The sequence below is a fragment of the Nonomuraea sp. NPDC003560 genome (assembly GCF_042878785.1).
Classification (GTDB): domain Bacteria; phylum Actinomycetota; class Actinomycetes; order Streptosporangiales; family Streptosporangiaceae; genus Nonomuraea.
Genome location: NZ_JBIAOF010000010.1, coordinates 233,781 through 246,382 on the forward strand (window position 1 = coordinate 233,781; position 12,602 = coordinate 246,382).

The 12,602-nt window shown below is 73.4% G+C and carries 12 protein-coding genes; 11 read left to right on the plus strand and 1 reads right to left on the minus strand.

What is annotated here, in order from left to right; translation table 11 throughout:
• Positions 1-3 precede the first annotated feature (3 nt).
• A complete protein-coding gene (locus tag ACFYUV_RS34650) occupies positions 4-864 on the plus strand; it encodes an arylamine N-acetyltransferase (protein WP_387676151.1) in 861 nt (286 codons plus the stop codon).
• Positions 848-2,128, plus strand: coding sequence for an aminotransferase class I/II-fold pyridoxal phosphate-dependent enzyme (locus ACFYUV_RS34655; RefSeq protein ID WP_387676154.1), 1,281 nt, complete (start codon positions 848-850; stop codon positions 2,126-2,128). Before ACFYUV_RS34650 ends, ACFYUV_RS34655 begins: the two co-directional genes overlap by 17 nt.
• Positions 2,129-2,156: 28 nt before the next feature.
• Here the strand turns inward: ACFYUV_RS34655 and ACFYUV_RS34660 are convergent, their stop codons facing one another.
• Positions 2,157-2,996 carry a universal stress protein gene (locus ACFYUV_RS34660; RefSeq protein ID WP_387676157.1) on the minus strand — a complete coding sequence of 280 codons (840 nt, stop codon included), beginning with the start codon at positions 2,994-2,996 and terminating at the stop codon, positions 2,157-2,159.
• A 194-nt stretch (positions 2,997-3,190) separates the two neighbouring features.
• Between ACFYUV_RS34660 and ACFYUV_RS34665 the strand changes: the two genes are divergently transcribed.
• The 9 genes from ACFYUV_RS34665 to ACFYUV_RS34705 all read left to right on the plus strand — a co-directional run bounded on the left by ACFYUV_RS34665 (position 3,191) and on the right by ACFYUV_RS34705 (position 12,572).
• Complete coding sequence (locus tag ACFYUV_RS34665) at positions 3,191-4,441, plus strand: FAD-dependent oxidoreductase (RefSeq protein WP_387676159.1); 1,251 nt, start codon at positions 3,191-3,193, stop codon at positions 4,439-4,441.
• Positions 4,442-4,506: 65 nt separating this feature from the next.
• Positions 4,507-5,526, plus strand: coding sequence for a zinc-dependent alcohol dehydrogenase family protein (locus tag ACFYUV_RS34670; protein WP_387676162.1), 1,020 nt, complete (start codon positions 4,507-4,509; stop codon positions 5,524-5,526).
• A gap of 11 nt (positions 5,527-5,537) precedes the next feature.
• Positions 5,538-6,311 carry a HisA/HisF-related TIM barrel protein gene (locus tag ACFYUV_RS34675; protein ID WP_387676165.1) on the plus strand — a complete coding sequence of 258 codons (774 nt, stop codon included), beginning with the start codon at positions 5,538-5,540 and terminating at the stop codon, positions 6,309-6,311.
• Entirely contained in the window at positions 6,308-6,943 is a 636-nt protein-coding gene (locus ACFYUV_RS34680) for a hypothetical protein (protein WP_352324698.1), read from the plus strand. The genes ACFYUV_RS34675 and ACFYUV_RS34680 overlap by 4 nt, the downstream gene beginning before the upstream one ends.
• Positions 6,944-6,977: 34 nt before the next feature.
• Complete coding sequence (locus ACFYUV_RS34685; protein WP_387676168.1) at positions 6,978-7,214, plus strand: Lrp/AsnC ligand binding domain-containing protein; 237 nt, start codon at positions 6,978-6,980, stop codon at positions 7,212-7,214.
• Positions 7,215-7,311: 97 nt separating this feature from the next.
• Positions 7,312-7,980 (plus strand): hypothetical protein, encoded by a 669-nt coding sequence (locus ACFYUV_RS34690; protein WP_387676171.1) that lies wholly within the window; start codon positions 7,312-7,314, stop codon positions 7,978-7,980.
• A 17-nt stretch (positions 7,981-7,997) separates the two neighbouring features.
• Entirely contained in the window at positions 7,998-11,078 is a 3,081-nt protein-coding gene (locus tag ACFYUV_RS34695) for an amino acid adenylation domain-containing protein (protein WP_387676174.1), read from the plus strand.
• A 74-nt stretch (positions 11,079-11,152) separates the two neighbouring features.
• Positions 11,153-11,884 carry a BTAD domain-containing putative transcriptional regulator gene (locus ACFYUV_RS34700; RefSeq protein ID WP_387676177.1) on the plus strand — a complete coding sequence of 244 codons (732 nt, stop codon included), beginning with the start codon at positions 11,153-11,155 and terminating at the stop codon, positions 11,882-11,884.
• Positions 11,885-11,909: 25 nt separating this feature from the next.
• On the plus strand, positions 11,910-12,572 hold the full coding sequence (locus ACFYUV_RS34705; protein WP_387676180.1) for a hypothetical protein: 663 nt from the start codon (positions 11,910-11,912) through the stop codon (positions 12,570-12,572).
• The last annotated feature ends 30 nt before the right edge of the window (positions 12,573-12,602 follow it).

Sequence of the window (12,602 nt, forward strand, 5' to 3'; positions counted from 1 at the left end):
GCCGTGTCCGACTTGTGGGACACCGACGCGCTCGACCTGCCCGCCTATCTGGCCCGCGTGACTCCCGGCACGCTGCCCGGCACCGCCGGACCGTCCCTGCTGACCCTGCTGCACCGCGCCCATGCCACCACGCTGCCGTTCGACAACATCGACCTGCTCCTCGACCGCACGCCGAGCCTGTACGTCCCTGACATCGTGGACAAGATGTGCCGACGGCCGCGCGGCGGCTGCTGCCACGAGCACAACCTGCTCTTCGGCTGCGTCCTGGAACGCCTCGGCTTCCGCGTGGACCGCCTGGCGGCCCGGGTCATCCTCGGCGGCCGGGGCCCGCGTCCCCGCACGCACATGGCCCTGCGGGTCCTGGCCGACGGCGACGCCTGGCTGTGCGATGTGGGCTTCGGCGAGGAGGGCTTCCTCGACCCGCTGTCGCTGCGGCCGGGCGAGGTGACCGCACAGGGCTCGCGCGGGTTCCGCGTCCGGACCCACCGGGACCACCAGTGTCGTGTGGAGGTGAACCGGAACGGGGAGTGGGAATGCCTGTACCTGCTGAGCCTGGAAGCACGCCCGCCCGTCGACTTCGCCGTCGCGCACCACTACCTCAGCACGCATCCCCGCTCGATGCTCAAGCGGGAGCTGTACCTCCAGCGGCTGTCCGGCGCCACCCGGCTGAAGCTCCGCGGTCACACGCTGACGCGAGTCACCGCGGAGCACGCCGAGGAGAGCTCGGTGGATTCCGACGGCCTGCCCGACGTGCTGAACGCCTTCGGCATCGTCCTGCGCGAAGAGGAACTGGCGGCGCTGCGGCGACGGGTCGCGGCGACATCCGAGGCGCACGGCAGGAGACACGATGCACGCGTTACATGACGTCCTCGACAGCGGCCGGCTGGCCAACCCGCTGGGCGATGCCCGCCTCATCGAGCATTACCGGGACTCGGGCGGCGATCCGGCCGGCCTCATCTATCTCAGCCTGGGGGAGACCTGGACACAGGCGGCTCCCGGCCTCGTGGCCGCCCTGTCCCGCGGGTTGCCCGATCTGAGCCACGGTTACACGCTCTCGCCGTACGGGCTGCCCGACCTGCGACGCGCGCTGACCGAGCACATCGCCACCACGCACCGGTTGCCGCGCCCGTCAGGCCCGGCCGACTACGAGGTGGCGGTGAGCCAGGACGGCACCCGGGCGGCCATGTTCGACTTCGGCCGGCTGCTCGTACGCGACGGCGCGGCGCCGCCCACCGTGCTCGTCCCGGCGCCCGGATGGGACTACCCCGGGGTCTTCGCGCCTCTCGGGTGCCGTGTCCGGTACTACGCGGTCGATGCCGAGCAAGGCTACCAGCCCGTCCCTGACCAGGTGGCGGCGGAGCTGGAACGAGCGGCGGCGACCGGCCGCCCGCTGCTGGTGCTCAACGCCCAGCACAACCCCACCGCCGCGAACTGGGACGCGCGAACCGTCCGGGCCATGATCGCCACGGCCCTGGACCACCGTGCCGCCGTCCTCGTGGACGACGCCTACTACGCCGTTCACGACCCGGGCGTCCGGCCCACCAACACGCTGAAGATCCTGCTGGCGGAGATCGGGCGGCATTCGCGGGACGCGCCGCCCTGGCTCGCCGTCCGCACGCTCGGCAAGCAGTTCCACTGCAACGGCTGGGGCGTCGGCGCTCTCACCGCTCATCCGGGAACGCTGGCGGCCCTGGCGGCGCTGCAGCACCATCACTCCTACGGCAGCGGCCTGCCCCTCCAGGCCGCCATGGCCCGCTGGCTGCGCGACCCCGCCTGCGAGATCTACCTGCGGGCCATGCGAGCCCACTACGCCGACGCCCGCCGGCACGCCGCCGCACGTCTGACCGCCGATCTCGGTTTCCCCCGGCACGCCTGCCACGCGGGCGAATGCACGTCCTATCTGCGCCTGCGCGTCCCGCCCCGGTACGTGGACGAGACCGGCGGCGAAGAGGGCTATCGCCGTCTCTGTCTGAACCGGGCGGGCGTGCTGCCGGGTACCGGCAGCATGGTCACCGCCGGCCCTCCCGGCGACCACCACGCCCATGTGCGGCTGTTCCTGGGCCATCCCCGCCCGATCCTCGACGAGGCGCTCGACCGCCTGGCCCGCCACGGACTCGGCTGGGCATGACGCCGGCCGACGCGGTTCGAACGGCCGTTCAGGGCCCGAGCCGCCCGGAGTTCGCTGGGGCGGGGACGATCGCCACCGGACACGCCGAGCGCCGGATCAGCCGGGCCAGCCCCCACGGCCGCCGCCACGCCAGAACCCCCGCCGTACGCCGGGACTCCACCACGAGCAGGCGGGCCGCGACCGAGGCAGCCAGGAGGGCGGAGCGGGCGTCCCCCTCGCAGCGCTGCTCGTGCACCCGGACCTCCGGATGCAGCCGCCGCCACCTGCCGAGCGAAGGCCCGTCGGCCGAGTCGGCGCGCAGGACGCGCAGCCGGACGCCGTGCGCGGACGCGGTCCGGAAGGCGTAGCCGAGGAGGGCGTCCGGCGCGGGCCCGGGCTCCAGGAACACGACGACGTCGTCGTACGGACGTGCCATCGCGCGCTTGGCCACGACCACCGGCGCGTCGGCCCTGGCGGTCAGCGCGAGGGCGACCGAGCCGAACAGCAGGTCGATCACCTCGTTGCGGGGACGGTGGCCGATCACGATCTCGACGGCGTCCCGCCCCGCGTCGCGCAGGACGGCCGCCGGCGCACCGGGCGCGACGTGCGCCGTCACCGCCGGGGGCCGCCGCCCGCCGCGGACCCGGGCCAGCGCGTCGGCGGCGACCCCCACGGCGATCTCGTACGCCGACTCGACGATCATCGGAGCGGCGAACGCCTTGGCCGCCGGAGGCCCCGCGAAATATCCGGCCAAATCCATGGCATGCACGATCCGCAACGGCCTTTTCCGGCGGATCGAGTCCTCCGCCGCCCATTCCAGGGCGACGGACGAAGGCGCGGACACGTCGGCGCCGACCACCACAGGAGCCCTGTTCGACGGCCCGTTCATACGAATTCCTCCTTCATCGCGCAGGCATTGCCGGACAATTCGCTGCCACGCATTCCTGACATGGCCCTGAATTCGCGCTGACATCAGCCGTACGCCTCGCGATTTCCCCGGAAGTTGCCGTGCGATCACCAGGGCGACGGGTAATGGCGCGCTACCGGAGCACGTCCCCTCTAGCTTTCTCAAGGTGAAATGACATGCGTGTCGGAATCGTCGGAGCCGGTCTGTCGGGGCTCACCCTGGCCTGGCTCCTGGCCGACAGTTGCGAGACCGTGGTGCTCGAATCCCGCGACCGCGTCGGCGGCACGATGCGGTCGGTCCGCGTCCGCGCCGACGGCGGCGAGGCGACACTCGACCTCGGCGCCCAGGACATCTCGCCGGACCTGTTCCCCACGCATCGCAGGCTGCTGGAGCTGCTGGGGTACGGCGACGAGCAGTTCGTGGACCTGCCGGCCTCGCTCACCGTCCTGAAGGCGGGACGCCGGGAGCCGCTGCTGGTCAGCCCGCACACCCCGGAGCCGTCCTGGCCCCGGGACGAGCGGCTCGGGGCGGCCTGGCAGGCGGTCGGGGCCTTCCTCCAGCGGGCCACCGAATGGGACAAGGAGGACGTCAGCTGGGAACGACCGCTGGCCGACCTGGTCGAGCCCCTGCCGGTGAGCCAGGAGATCAAACGGGACGTGCTGTACGCCCGCCCGGCCTTCCTGTTCTGCTGCAGCCTCGAACAGGCCAAGACCCTCTCGGCCCGCGCCGCCGTCGCCTTCTACGTCAACACCGCGGGCGAGCCGAGATGGCAGCAGCTCCTCCCGGGGCTGGAGAGCACGGCCTGGGCCCTGGCCGCGCGGGCCCCCGCCGCCAGGATCAGGACCGCGGCCGGGGTGCGGCAGGTCCGCCGCGCGGACGGGCGCTACGAGCTCCTCGACGCCGCCGGCGAGCGGCACGTCGTGGACGAGCTGGTCCTCGCGGTGCCGCCGTGGGAGGCGGTGCGGCTGCTCGGGCCGCTGGCGGGCACCCAGGAGGTCCGTGACGTCCTGGCCGGCTTCGAGCCGGTGGACACGACGTACGCGCTGCACCTGGATCCCGCGTACCTGCCGGAGAGCCGCGCCCACTGGTCGACCAGCGCGTTCGAGGTGCACGACGGCTGGAGCGAGAGCACCGACTGGTTCGGCCCGTCCAGGGGCGTCGAGGTCTTCAAGAGCCAGCTCACCCACCGCGACCGCCTGCCGAGGCAGGTGATCCTGCGGGAGGACTACCGGCATCTGCTCATCACGCCCGCGGCCGTCCGGGCGCAGCGCCGCCTCGACGCGCTGCAGGGACGGGGTGGGCTGCACCTCGCCGGCCAGTACACCACGTGGGTCTCCAGCCAGGAGTCGGCCGTGCGGTCGGCGGTCGCCGTCGCCCGCAGGCTCGCGCCGCGCTCGCCGCGCCTGGCGCAGCTCCTGTCCGTCTGAGCGAGGCGAGTCCCACCGAGACAAGTCCGACCGAGACGAATCCGACCGAGGCAAGGAGGTATGTCATGCGCGCCGTGCGGTTCCGTCATCACGGTGACCCCGCCGCCGTCCTGTCCGTGGACGACGTGCCCGTCCCCGTCAAAGGGCCGGACGACCTGCTCATACGGATGACCACCCGGCCGATCAACCCCTCCGACCTCATGTACGTGCGAGGAGAGTACGGACGAGAGGCGACGTTCCCCTCGCCGGCGGGCTTCGAGGGCGTGGGCGTGGTGGAGCGGGCCGACCGGGCGGGCACGTACCGCGAGGGCGCGCGGGTCGCCGTGGCCGCCACCGGCACCTGGCAGGACTACGTCAGCGCCGCGCCCGCCGAACTGATCCCGGTCCCGGACGCCATGCCCGACGAGGTCGCCTGCCAGCTCACGGTGAACCCGTTCGCGGCGCGCCTGCTGGTGGACCAGCTCGACGTGCCGCCCGGGGGGTGGCTGCTGCTGTCGGCGGGCGCGTCGGCCGTCTGCCGGATGGTCCTGGCCTACGCGGCCAGACGCCGGATCCGGTGCCTGCACCTGGTCAGGCGGCCGGAACAGGTGACGCCGCTGCGCCTGCTGGGGGCCGACGAGGTGATCGACGTCTCCGCCGGCCCGTGGGTGGACCGGGTGCTGGCCGTCACGTCGGGCGGGGCGGCCGCCGCGATCGACTCGGTCGGCGGCCAGGTGGGCCGGGGCCTGCTGGACTGCCTGCGTCCCGGTGGCCGGCTGGTCGTGTTCGGGGCGCTGTCCGGCGAGCCGATCCCGCTGCCGTCCCGCCAGGTCATCTTCTCCTCCCTCACCGTGCGCGGGTTCTGGCTGCCCGAACGGCTCGCCGCGCTGGAGCCGCACGACCGCGCCCGCCTCACCGAGGAGGTGGTCGCGGACGTCGCCGACGGCTGGCCCGGCGTGGACGTGGCCGGCCGGTACGCGCTGCCCGAGGTCAGCGCGGCGGTGCGGCACAGCGCCCGGACCGGCGGCGCGGGAAAGGTGCTGCTCACCGAACGACGACCGGACGTCCCCGCCCCGGGGCCGGTCGGCGACCCCCGATCCGAATGAGAAAGGACATCATGAACGACCTCATCATCCCGTGCATCGACGTGGCCGGCGGCAGGGCGACGCCCCCCTCGGGCATCCCCGGCCTGGCCGACCCCGGTGACGCCGTCGAGATCGCCTCGGTCTACCTGCGCGACGGCGCCGGGCCGATCTTCGTGGACGTGCAGGAGCCATGGACGGAGCACGAGACGTTCCTGCCCCTGATCCAGGCGCTGAGCGGGACGGGCGGCACGTTCTGGGTCACCGTGGACAACGGCTACATGCCCTCGATCGAGGCGGCCGAGGCCCTGCTGGCGGCGGGCGCGGCGGCGGTCGGCCTGAGCACCACCTCGGTGGAGCACCCGTCGGTCCTGCACACGCTCGTGCAGCGGCACGGATCCGGCCGCGTGGTGGGCGTGATGAACGTCGCCCGCGCCGGCGACGGCCGCTGGAACGTCGCCATCCGCGGCGGCGAGCAGGAGACCGACCTGGACGCCGTCGTCTGGGCGAAGATGCTGGCCGACCTGGGCGCCGGCCGCCTGCTGGCCAACAGCCTCGACCAGGAGGGCACCGGCAACGGCTACGACCTGGAGATGACCCCGGCCATCGCCTCGGCGGTGGGCGTCCCGGTCATCGCCTCCGGCGGCGCCGGCGCCGTCGAGCACCTGTACGAGGGGCTCACGACGGGCGGCGCCCGGCACGCCCTGGTCAACAACCTCTTCCACAGCGGCCAGGCCACGATGACCCAGGCGCACGAGTTCCTCGACAAGGGCGGCCTCAGAAACCCGGCGGAAGGCGCTGCGGAATGACCGCCGAGACGCTGATCAAGGAGCTGGCGCGGGCCCGGGCGCAGTCGCCGCCGCCCAACCCGCTGCTCGCCCTGGCGGCCGACGGCCGGGTCACCGTCGGCCACCTGCGCCGCCTCGTCGCGATCGAGCGCGCCTACCACCATGCCGAGCTCGTGGCCTACGGCGAGCTGCTCACCCAGTTCCCGCACCCGCCGGCCGCCGGTTTCCTGCTCAAGGTGGCCGGGCTGGTGGACGAGGCGCGTGCCGCGCTCGCCGTCGTGGCCGAGCGCCTGGGCGAGCCGCCGGACCTCGGCGACGACCTGGCCGCGCACGCCTTCTGCGGGTACGTCTCCTGGCTGGCCCTGCACGGCAGCCAGGCGGCCATGGCCCTGTCTTTGTACTCGGCCCCGGACGGCGTCTACTACGGCGGCGCCGTCGAGCTGGTGCGGCTGCTGGACGAGCACGGCGTGACGGTGCCCGGGGAGTTCACGGCCTACTACGGCAACAGCCCCGACCCCCTGCTGACCGAGGACGCCGCGGCGGTCGTGGACGACGGCCTGGCCCGGGGCGACGACCCCGGCGAGGCCCTGCGCGCGGCCCGGCTGTGCGACAGGTACATGGCCCTGCTCTGGACGGCGGCGGCCCGCACGTGAGGGGACGGCCCGGACGCCACGGCAGGAGCCCGGCATGAGGGCGGACGTGCACGTCCGCCTGGCCCCCGGGGTGACGACACGCGACTACGAGCGAAGGTTGCGCGAGATCAGCGGCGTGGTCGGCGCGCACGTGGTCGTCGGTGACTTCGACCTGACCGTGCGGGTGGCCTGCGAGGACGGCGCGCAGCTCCGGGGGACGATGGCGCGCCTGCGCCAGGCCGGCGGGCAGGACCTCGCCGCCGAGCTGATCGTCCGCACGCTGCTCGGTTAGGGCCGCGCGGCACGGCAGCCGGATGTCAGGTCCGCGTCAGGCCCTTGTCACGGCCTCGGGGAACGCAGACAGGTTCGCACAAGAGAAAGGCTTCACCATGACCGCCACCGCAGAGCTCGCCCTGGCAACCTCCGCCGTCACCGAGCTCCAACGGCTGCGCGACCGCTCTCCGGTCGGCAACCGCCTGCTGGACCTGGCCGAGGTCGGCGGGCTCACCCTGGAGCACCTGCGCCGGCTCGTCGGGATCGAGCTGCAGTGTCACACCGCCGAGCTGGCCGCGTACGGCACCGTGATCGCCCGCTTCTCCGACAGCCCCGTCGTCGGCCTCTACCTGGACGTCGCCCGCCTGGTGTACGACGCGCACCCCAAGCTGCTGGCCTGCGTCGGCCCGCTGGGCATGGACCCGGACGCGGCGGGGCGGTGGCCGTCCGGGCCCGACGCACAGGCGTTCAACGGCTGCGTCTCGTGGCTGGCGCTGCACGGCGGCCAGGCCGACAACGCGCTGGCCCTCCACACGGACATGACGGTCTACTTCCCCGGCTGCCAGGCACTGCTCGAAGCGGTGCGCAAGCAGGGGCTGGACGTGCCGCAGGAGTTCGTCGACTACTACGAGGGCGGCCAGTCCGACGAACTGGAACGGCGGGCGCTGGAGGTCGTCGAGCACGGCCTGCGGAACGGCGAGGACAAGGCCACCGCGATCACCCGCGCCCGGCAGCTGGAGGAGCACATCGGCAGCTTCTGGAAGGCAGCCGCGCACACCGGCTGAGCTGGAGAGGACCCCACATGAGCCTGAAGGAATGGAACGACACCGCGCGGCCCTACCCGCGCGACGCGGTGCTGCCCGAGCTGTTCGACGCCCAGGCCGCCCGGACCCCGGACGCGCCCGCGCTGACCGGTGGCGGCCGGACGCTGACCTACCGGGAGCTGGCCGGCCGCGCGGACGCGCTGGCCAGGGTGCTGCGGCGACAGGGCGTGCGGGCGGGGACGCCCGTGGCCCTGCCCGTGGAACGGTCGGCCGAGGCCGTCGTGGGGATCTGGGCCGTGCTCAAGGCGGGCGGCGCGTACGTCCCGCTCGACCCCGAGGACCCGGCGGCCCGGCTGCGCGAGCTGGCCCGGCGGCTGGGCGTCGAGCACGTCGTGACGCGCGCCCACCGGCGTCCGTTGCCGGACGCGCGGCACGTGCTGCTGCTGGACGGGCCGGTGCCCGAGGCCGGGCCGCTGCCGGCGAAGGTGGCCTCGGCGACCGATCCGGCCTACGTCATCTTCACGTCCGGGTCCACCGGCGTCCCGAAGGCGGTCGCCGAACCGCATCGCGGGCCCGTCCGGCTGGCGACGGGCACCGACTGCGCCGCGTTCGGCCCCGACGACGTCGTCCTGGCCACCACGAACCCGACGTTCGACGTGTCCTGCTTCGAGATCTTCGGGGCGCACCTGAACGGCTCCCACCTGGTCGTGCCCGAGCCCGAGGCGTTGTTGTCGCCGCCGGACCTGGCCCGCGAGCTGCGCGAGCGCGGCGCGACCGTGCTGTGGCTCAGCGCGGGCCTGTTCCACCAGCTCGGCTTCGCCGATCCCGGCATGTTCTCCTCGCTGCGCTATCTGGTGGCGGGCGGGGACGTGCTGAACCCCGACTGCGTGCGCGGCGTCCTGGCCGCCGGCCCGCCCGAGCACCTGGTCAACGGCTACGGCCCCACGGAGAACGGCACGTTCTCCACCGCCCACGAGGTGACCGGGCTGCCGCCGGACGCCGAACGCGTGCCCATCGGACGGCCGATAGCCAACTCCACCTGCTACGTGCTGCGCGAGGATGGCAGCCCCTGCGAGCCCGAGGAGGAGGGGGAGCTGTACGTCGGAGGCGACGGCGTGGCGCTCGGCTACGTGGGCGACGAGGAACGCACGGCCGAACGTTTCCTGCCCGACCCGTTCCTCGGCGGGGACGCGCGCATGTACCGGACCGGCGACCGTGCGGCCTGGCGGCCGGACGGCGTGCTGGAGTTCCTGGGCCGCCTGGACCGGCAGGTCAAGGTCAGCGGCTACCGGGTGGAGATCGGCGAGGTCGAGTCGGAGCTGGCGGCCCATCCGGAGGTGCGCGAGGCCGCCGTGGCCGTGCGGGAGTCCGGGCGGGGCGACCGGGCGCTGGTGGCGTGGGCGGTGCCGCGGCGGGCGGAGGACCGGCGGTCCTTCGCGCTACGGGTGCGGGCGTTCCTGCGGGACCGGCTGCCCGCGTTCATGGTCCCCGGCCGGGTGGCGGTCGCTGACGAGCTGCCGCTGAACAGCAGCGGCAAGGTGGACACGCGCGCCCTGGCCGGGGCCGGCGACCAGCCGCCGGCCGGCCCCGCCGCCCCGCCGCGGGGCGAGGTCGAGCGGTGCGCGGCCGACGTGTGGGCGGCCGTCCTCGGGACGCCGGTGGAGTCCCGCGCCGACGACTTCTACGAGCTCGGCGGTACGTCGTTGCAGGCCGTCCAGATCGTCACCGCGCTGCGCGCCCGTCCCGGCATGGGCGGCCTCCCCGGCCCCGCGCTGGTGCGCGCGCTGCTGGACTCCACGTCGCTGGAGGCGTTCGCCACCCGGATCGCCGCCCTGCGCGGGGGCGCGGAAGCCGACGGCGCGGACGGCGAAAGGGACGTGGACCTCGCCCGGGAGGCCCGGCTCGACCCCGGCCTCCGCTTCGGCCCGGCGGACCCGGCGCCCCCTCGGGAGATCCTGGTCACCGGCGCGACCGGGTTCCTGGGCGCCTTCCTGGTCCGGCGGCTGCTCGACGCCACGGACCTGCGCCTGTCGTGCCTCGTGCGGGCGGCGGACGGCGAGGACGGGATCCGCCGGATCGGCGCAGCCCTGCGCAGGTACGGCCTGCCGACGGCGGACCTCGACACGAGGGTGACCGCGGTGCCCGGCGACCTCGCCCGGCCCGGCCTGGGGCTGACGGCGGCGGAGCTGGACGGGCTCGCCGGCCGCACGGACGTCGTCCTGCACGCCGCCGCCAGGGTGAACTTCGTCTATCCCTACTCCCGGCTCCAGGACGTCAACGTCGGCGGCGTGCGCTCGCTCGTCCGCCTGGCCGCCCACGGCGGGCGCGCGCGCCCCTTCCACCACGTGTCCACGGTGGACGTGCTCGCCGCCGCGGACGGGCCGCCCGCCGGCGGGCGGGTGCGCGAGGACGATCCGCTGCCGCGTCCGGAACGGCTGCGGCAGGGGTACGCGGAGACCAAATGGGTGGCCGAGGCCCTGCTGGGCGAGGCCGCGGGGCGTGGGCTGCCGGTCGCCCTCTACCGGCCGTACGAGATCACCGGCAGCCGGGACCGGGGCGTGTGGAACACCGGCACCATGATGGCCGCCGTGATCAAGGCGATCGCCGAGACCGGGCTCGCGCCGGACGTGCCGCTCCGCCTGGACTTCGTCCCCGTGGACTACGTGGCCGAGGCCGTCGTGGCGCTGCTGGCCGGGGCGCCCGCGCGCGGCCGCGTCTACCATCTGGCGAACCCGCGCCCCGCCGCACTGCCCCTGCTGGTCGAGCGGCTGCGCCGGCAGGGCTACCCCGTCCGGGTCACTTCCAGGGACGACTGGGTGCGGGAGATGGAACGTCTCTGCGCCGCCGACCCGGCCGCGCCGCTGGCCGGGTACCTCACTCTGCTCACCGGCGAGCAGGCCGTGGACGGCTCAGTGGCGGCCCGGCAGCTCGCCGGCGCCCTGCCCGAGCCGGATCTCACGAACCTGGCCGAGGCGGCCCCGGACGTGCCGTCCGCCTGCCCACCCGTGGACGCCGGACTGCTCGACCTCTATATCGGATGGCTGCGCGAAACCGGCTACCTGCATCAAAGCACAACAGCATCCCGGGAAACACATTTTCCACGTGGTTTCCGTGGGTAAGTTAATATTTACAGTGGCCGGGCGCGGCACAATCGATGCGGGCGATGATGATCTCATTTGACATTCTGGGCCCATTGGAAGTCAGGGTCGATGAAGACCGGATTCAGATAGCCGGCCCGAAAAAACGCTCGTTGTTCGCCGCGTTGCTGCTCCGGCACGGCGACGTCGTCCCGGTCGAGGACCTGGTCGCCGAGTTGTGGCGGGACGACCCGCCCAGGCAGGCGGCGAACGCGCTCCACGCGCACGCGTCCCGGTTGCGGATGTCCATCATGCGCTGGCGGGAACGCCACGGCCTGCCGATATCCCTGCAGACGCGCTATCCCGGATATTGCCTCCAGGTTCCGGCCGACGCGATCGACGCCGTGCGCTTCGAAAAGCTCGACGCGGCGGCGAACACGCTGAAGTCGGCCGAGCCGGACAAGGCCGTCGCCCTCCTCCGCGAGGCGCTGGCGCTGTGGCGCGGCCCGGCGCTGCAGGACGTGCCGCGCGGCCCGATCAGGGACCAGGCCGCGCAGCTCCTGGAGAGCCGGCGGATGCTGACCACCGCCAGCCTCATAGAGATCAACCTCGACCTGGGCCGGCACGTCGAGATCATCCCCCAGCTGGAGGCGCTGGTGCTGCAGAACCCCCTCGAAGAACGGCTCTATTCACAGCTGATGGTCGCGCTGCATCGCGCGGGCCGTCCCGCCGACGCGCTCGGGATCTACCAGCTCGCCCGCGTGTCCTTCGCGAAAGAGATCGGGCTGTCCCCCTCGCCCGCGCTGGAAAGGCAAATGCTGGCCATTCTCAATCGATCCACCAAATAGCCGGACCAGACAAGGAGAAACCGATATGAAGACCGACCGCAGGCTCGACGCCGTCTCCCTCGTGCAGGAGATCGACCGGCGGACGGCGGAAAACCCGATCGACAATCCGATCGTCGCGAAATTGCGTGCGAACCGGTTCACGCCGGCGGATCTGCGGCGGCTGCTGGAATTCGAGGTGCGGCTGAACCGCACCGAACTCGCCGCCTACGCGCTGGCCGCGTCCAGGTTCACCGGCAAGCCTGAGGACGTGTACTGCCTGCGCCTGCAGGAAATGGCGTCGCGTGCCCGGACGAAGCTCCTGGACTGCGCGCGCGTCCTGCCCATCGAACCGCGCACCGGAGCCGACGGCCGGGCGGAGGGCTTCACCGCCTACGCCTACGGCTCCTACCTGAGCTGGCTCGCGCTCAACGCGAACCGGGCCGGTCTGGGCGCCGCCTCGCTGGTGGACGTCCGCTCGTACTTCTCCACCTCCGACGAGCTGGGCGCCTGGTTGCGGAGCTCCGGCATCGGCGCGCCCGAGGAGGCGGTGGCCTTCTACGGCAGCGAGCCGGAGGGGCTGAGCGCGTCGGCCGTCGCCTTCGTCCAGGCCGGGCTCGACGCCGGCGACGACCCGGACGAGGCGTTGCGCCTCAGCGACGTGATGCGCGACGTCATGGGGTACTTCTGGCGAGCGGTGTCGGCCCGCTGACGCTCCGGCGGCCCGGGACCAGACCCTGCC

Bases quoted from the DNA above. Each gene is read 5' to 3' on its own strand.
- ACFYUV_RS34680 (WP_352324698.1), top strand. From the start codon at position 6,308: ATGACCGCCGAGACGCTGATCAAGGAGCTGGCGCGGGCCCGGGCGCAG.
- ACFYUV_RS34655 (WP_387676154.1), top strand. From the start codon at position 848: ATGCACGCGTTACATGACGTCCTCGACAGCGGCCGGCTGGCCAACCCG.
- ACFYUV_RS34660 (WP_387676157.1), bottom strand. From the start codon at position 2,996: ATGAACGGGCCGTCGAACAGGGCTCCTGTGGTGGTCGGCGCCGACGTG.
- ACFYUV_RS34685 (WP_387676168.1), top strand. From the start codon at position 6,978: ATGAGGGCGGACGTGCACGTCCGCCTGGCCCCCGGGGTGACGACACGC.
- ACFYUV_RS34690 (WP_387676171.1), top strand. From the start codon at position 7,312: ATGACCGCCACCGCAGAGCTCGCCCTGGCAACCTCCGCCGTCACCGAG.
- ACFYUV_RS34675 (WP_387676165.1), top strand. From the start codon at position 5,538: ATGAACGACCTCATCATCCCGTGCATCGACGTGGCCGGCGGCAGGGCG.
- ACFYUV_RS34665 (WP_387676159.1), top strand. From the start codon at position 3,191: ATGCGTGTCGGAATCGTCGGAGCCGGTCTGTCGGGGCTCACCCTGGCC.
- ACFYUV_RS34670 (WP_387676162.1), top strand. From the start codon at position 4,507: ATGCGCGCCGTGCGGTTCCGTCATCACGGTGACCCCGCCGCCGTCCTG.
- ACFYUV_RS34695 (WP_387676174.1), top strand. From the start codon at position 7,998: ATGAGCCTGAAGGAATGGAACGACACCGCGCGGCCCTACCCGCGCGAC.
- ACFYUV_RS34705 (WP_387676180.1), top strand. From the start codon at position 11,910: ATGAAGACCGACCGCAGGCTCGACGCCGTCTCCCTCGTGCAGGAGATC.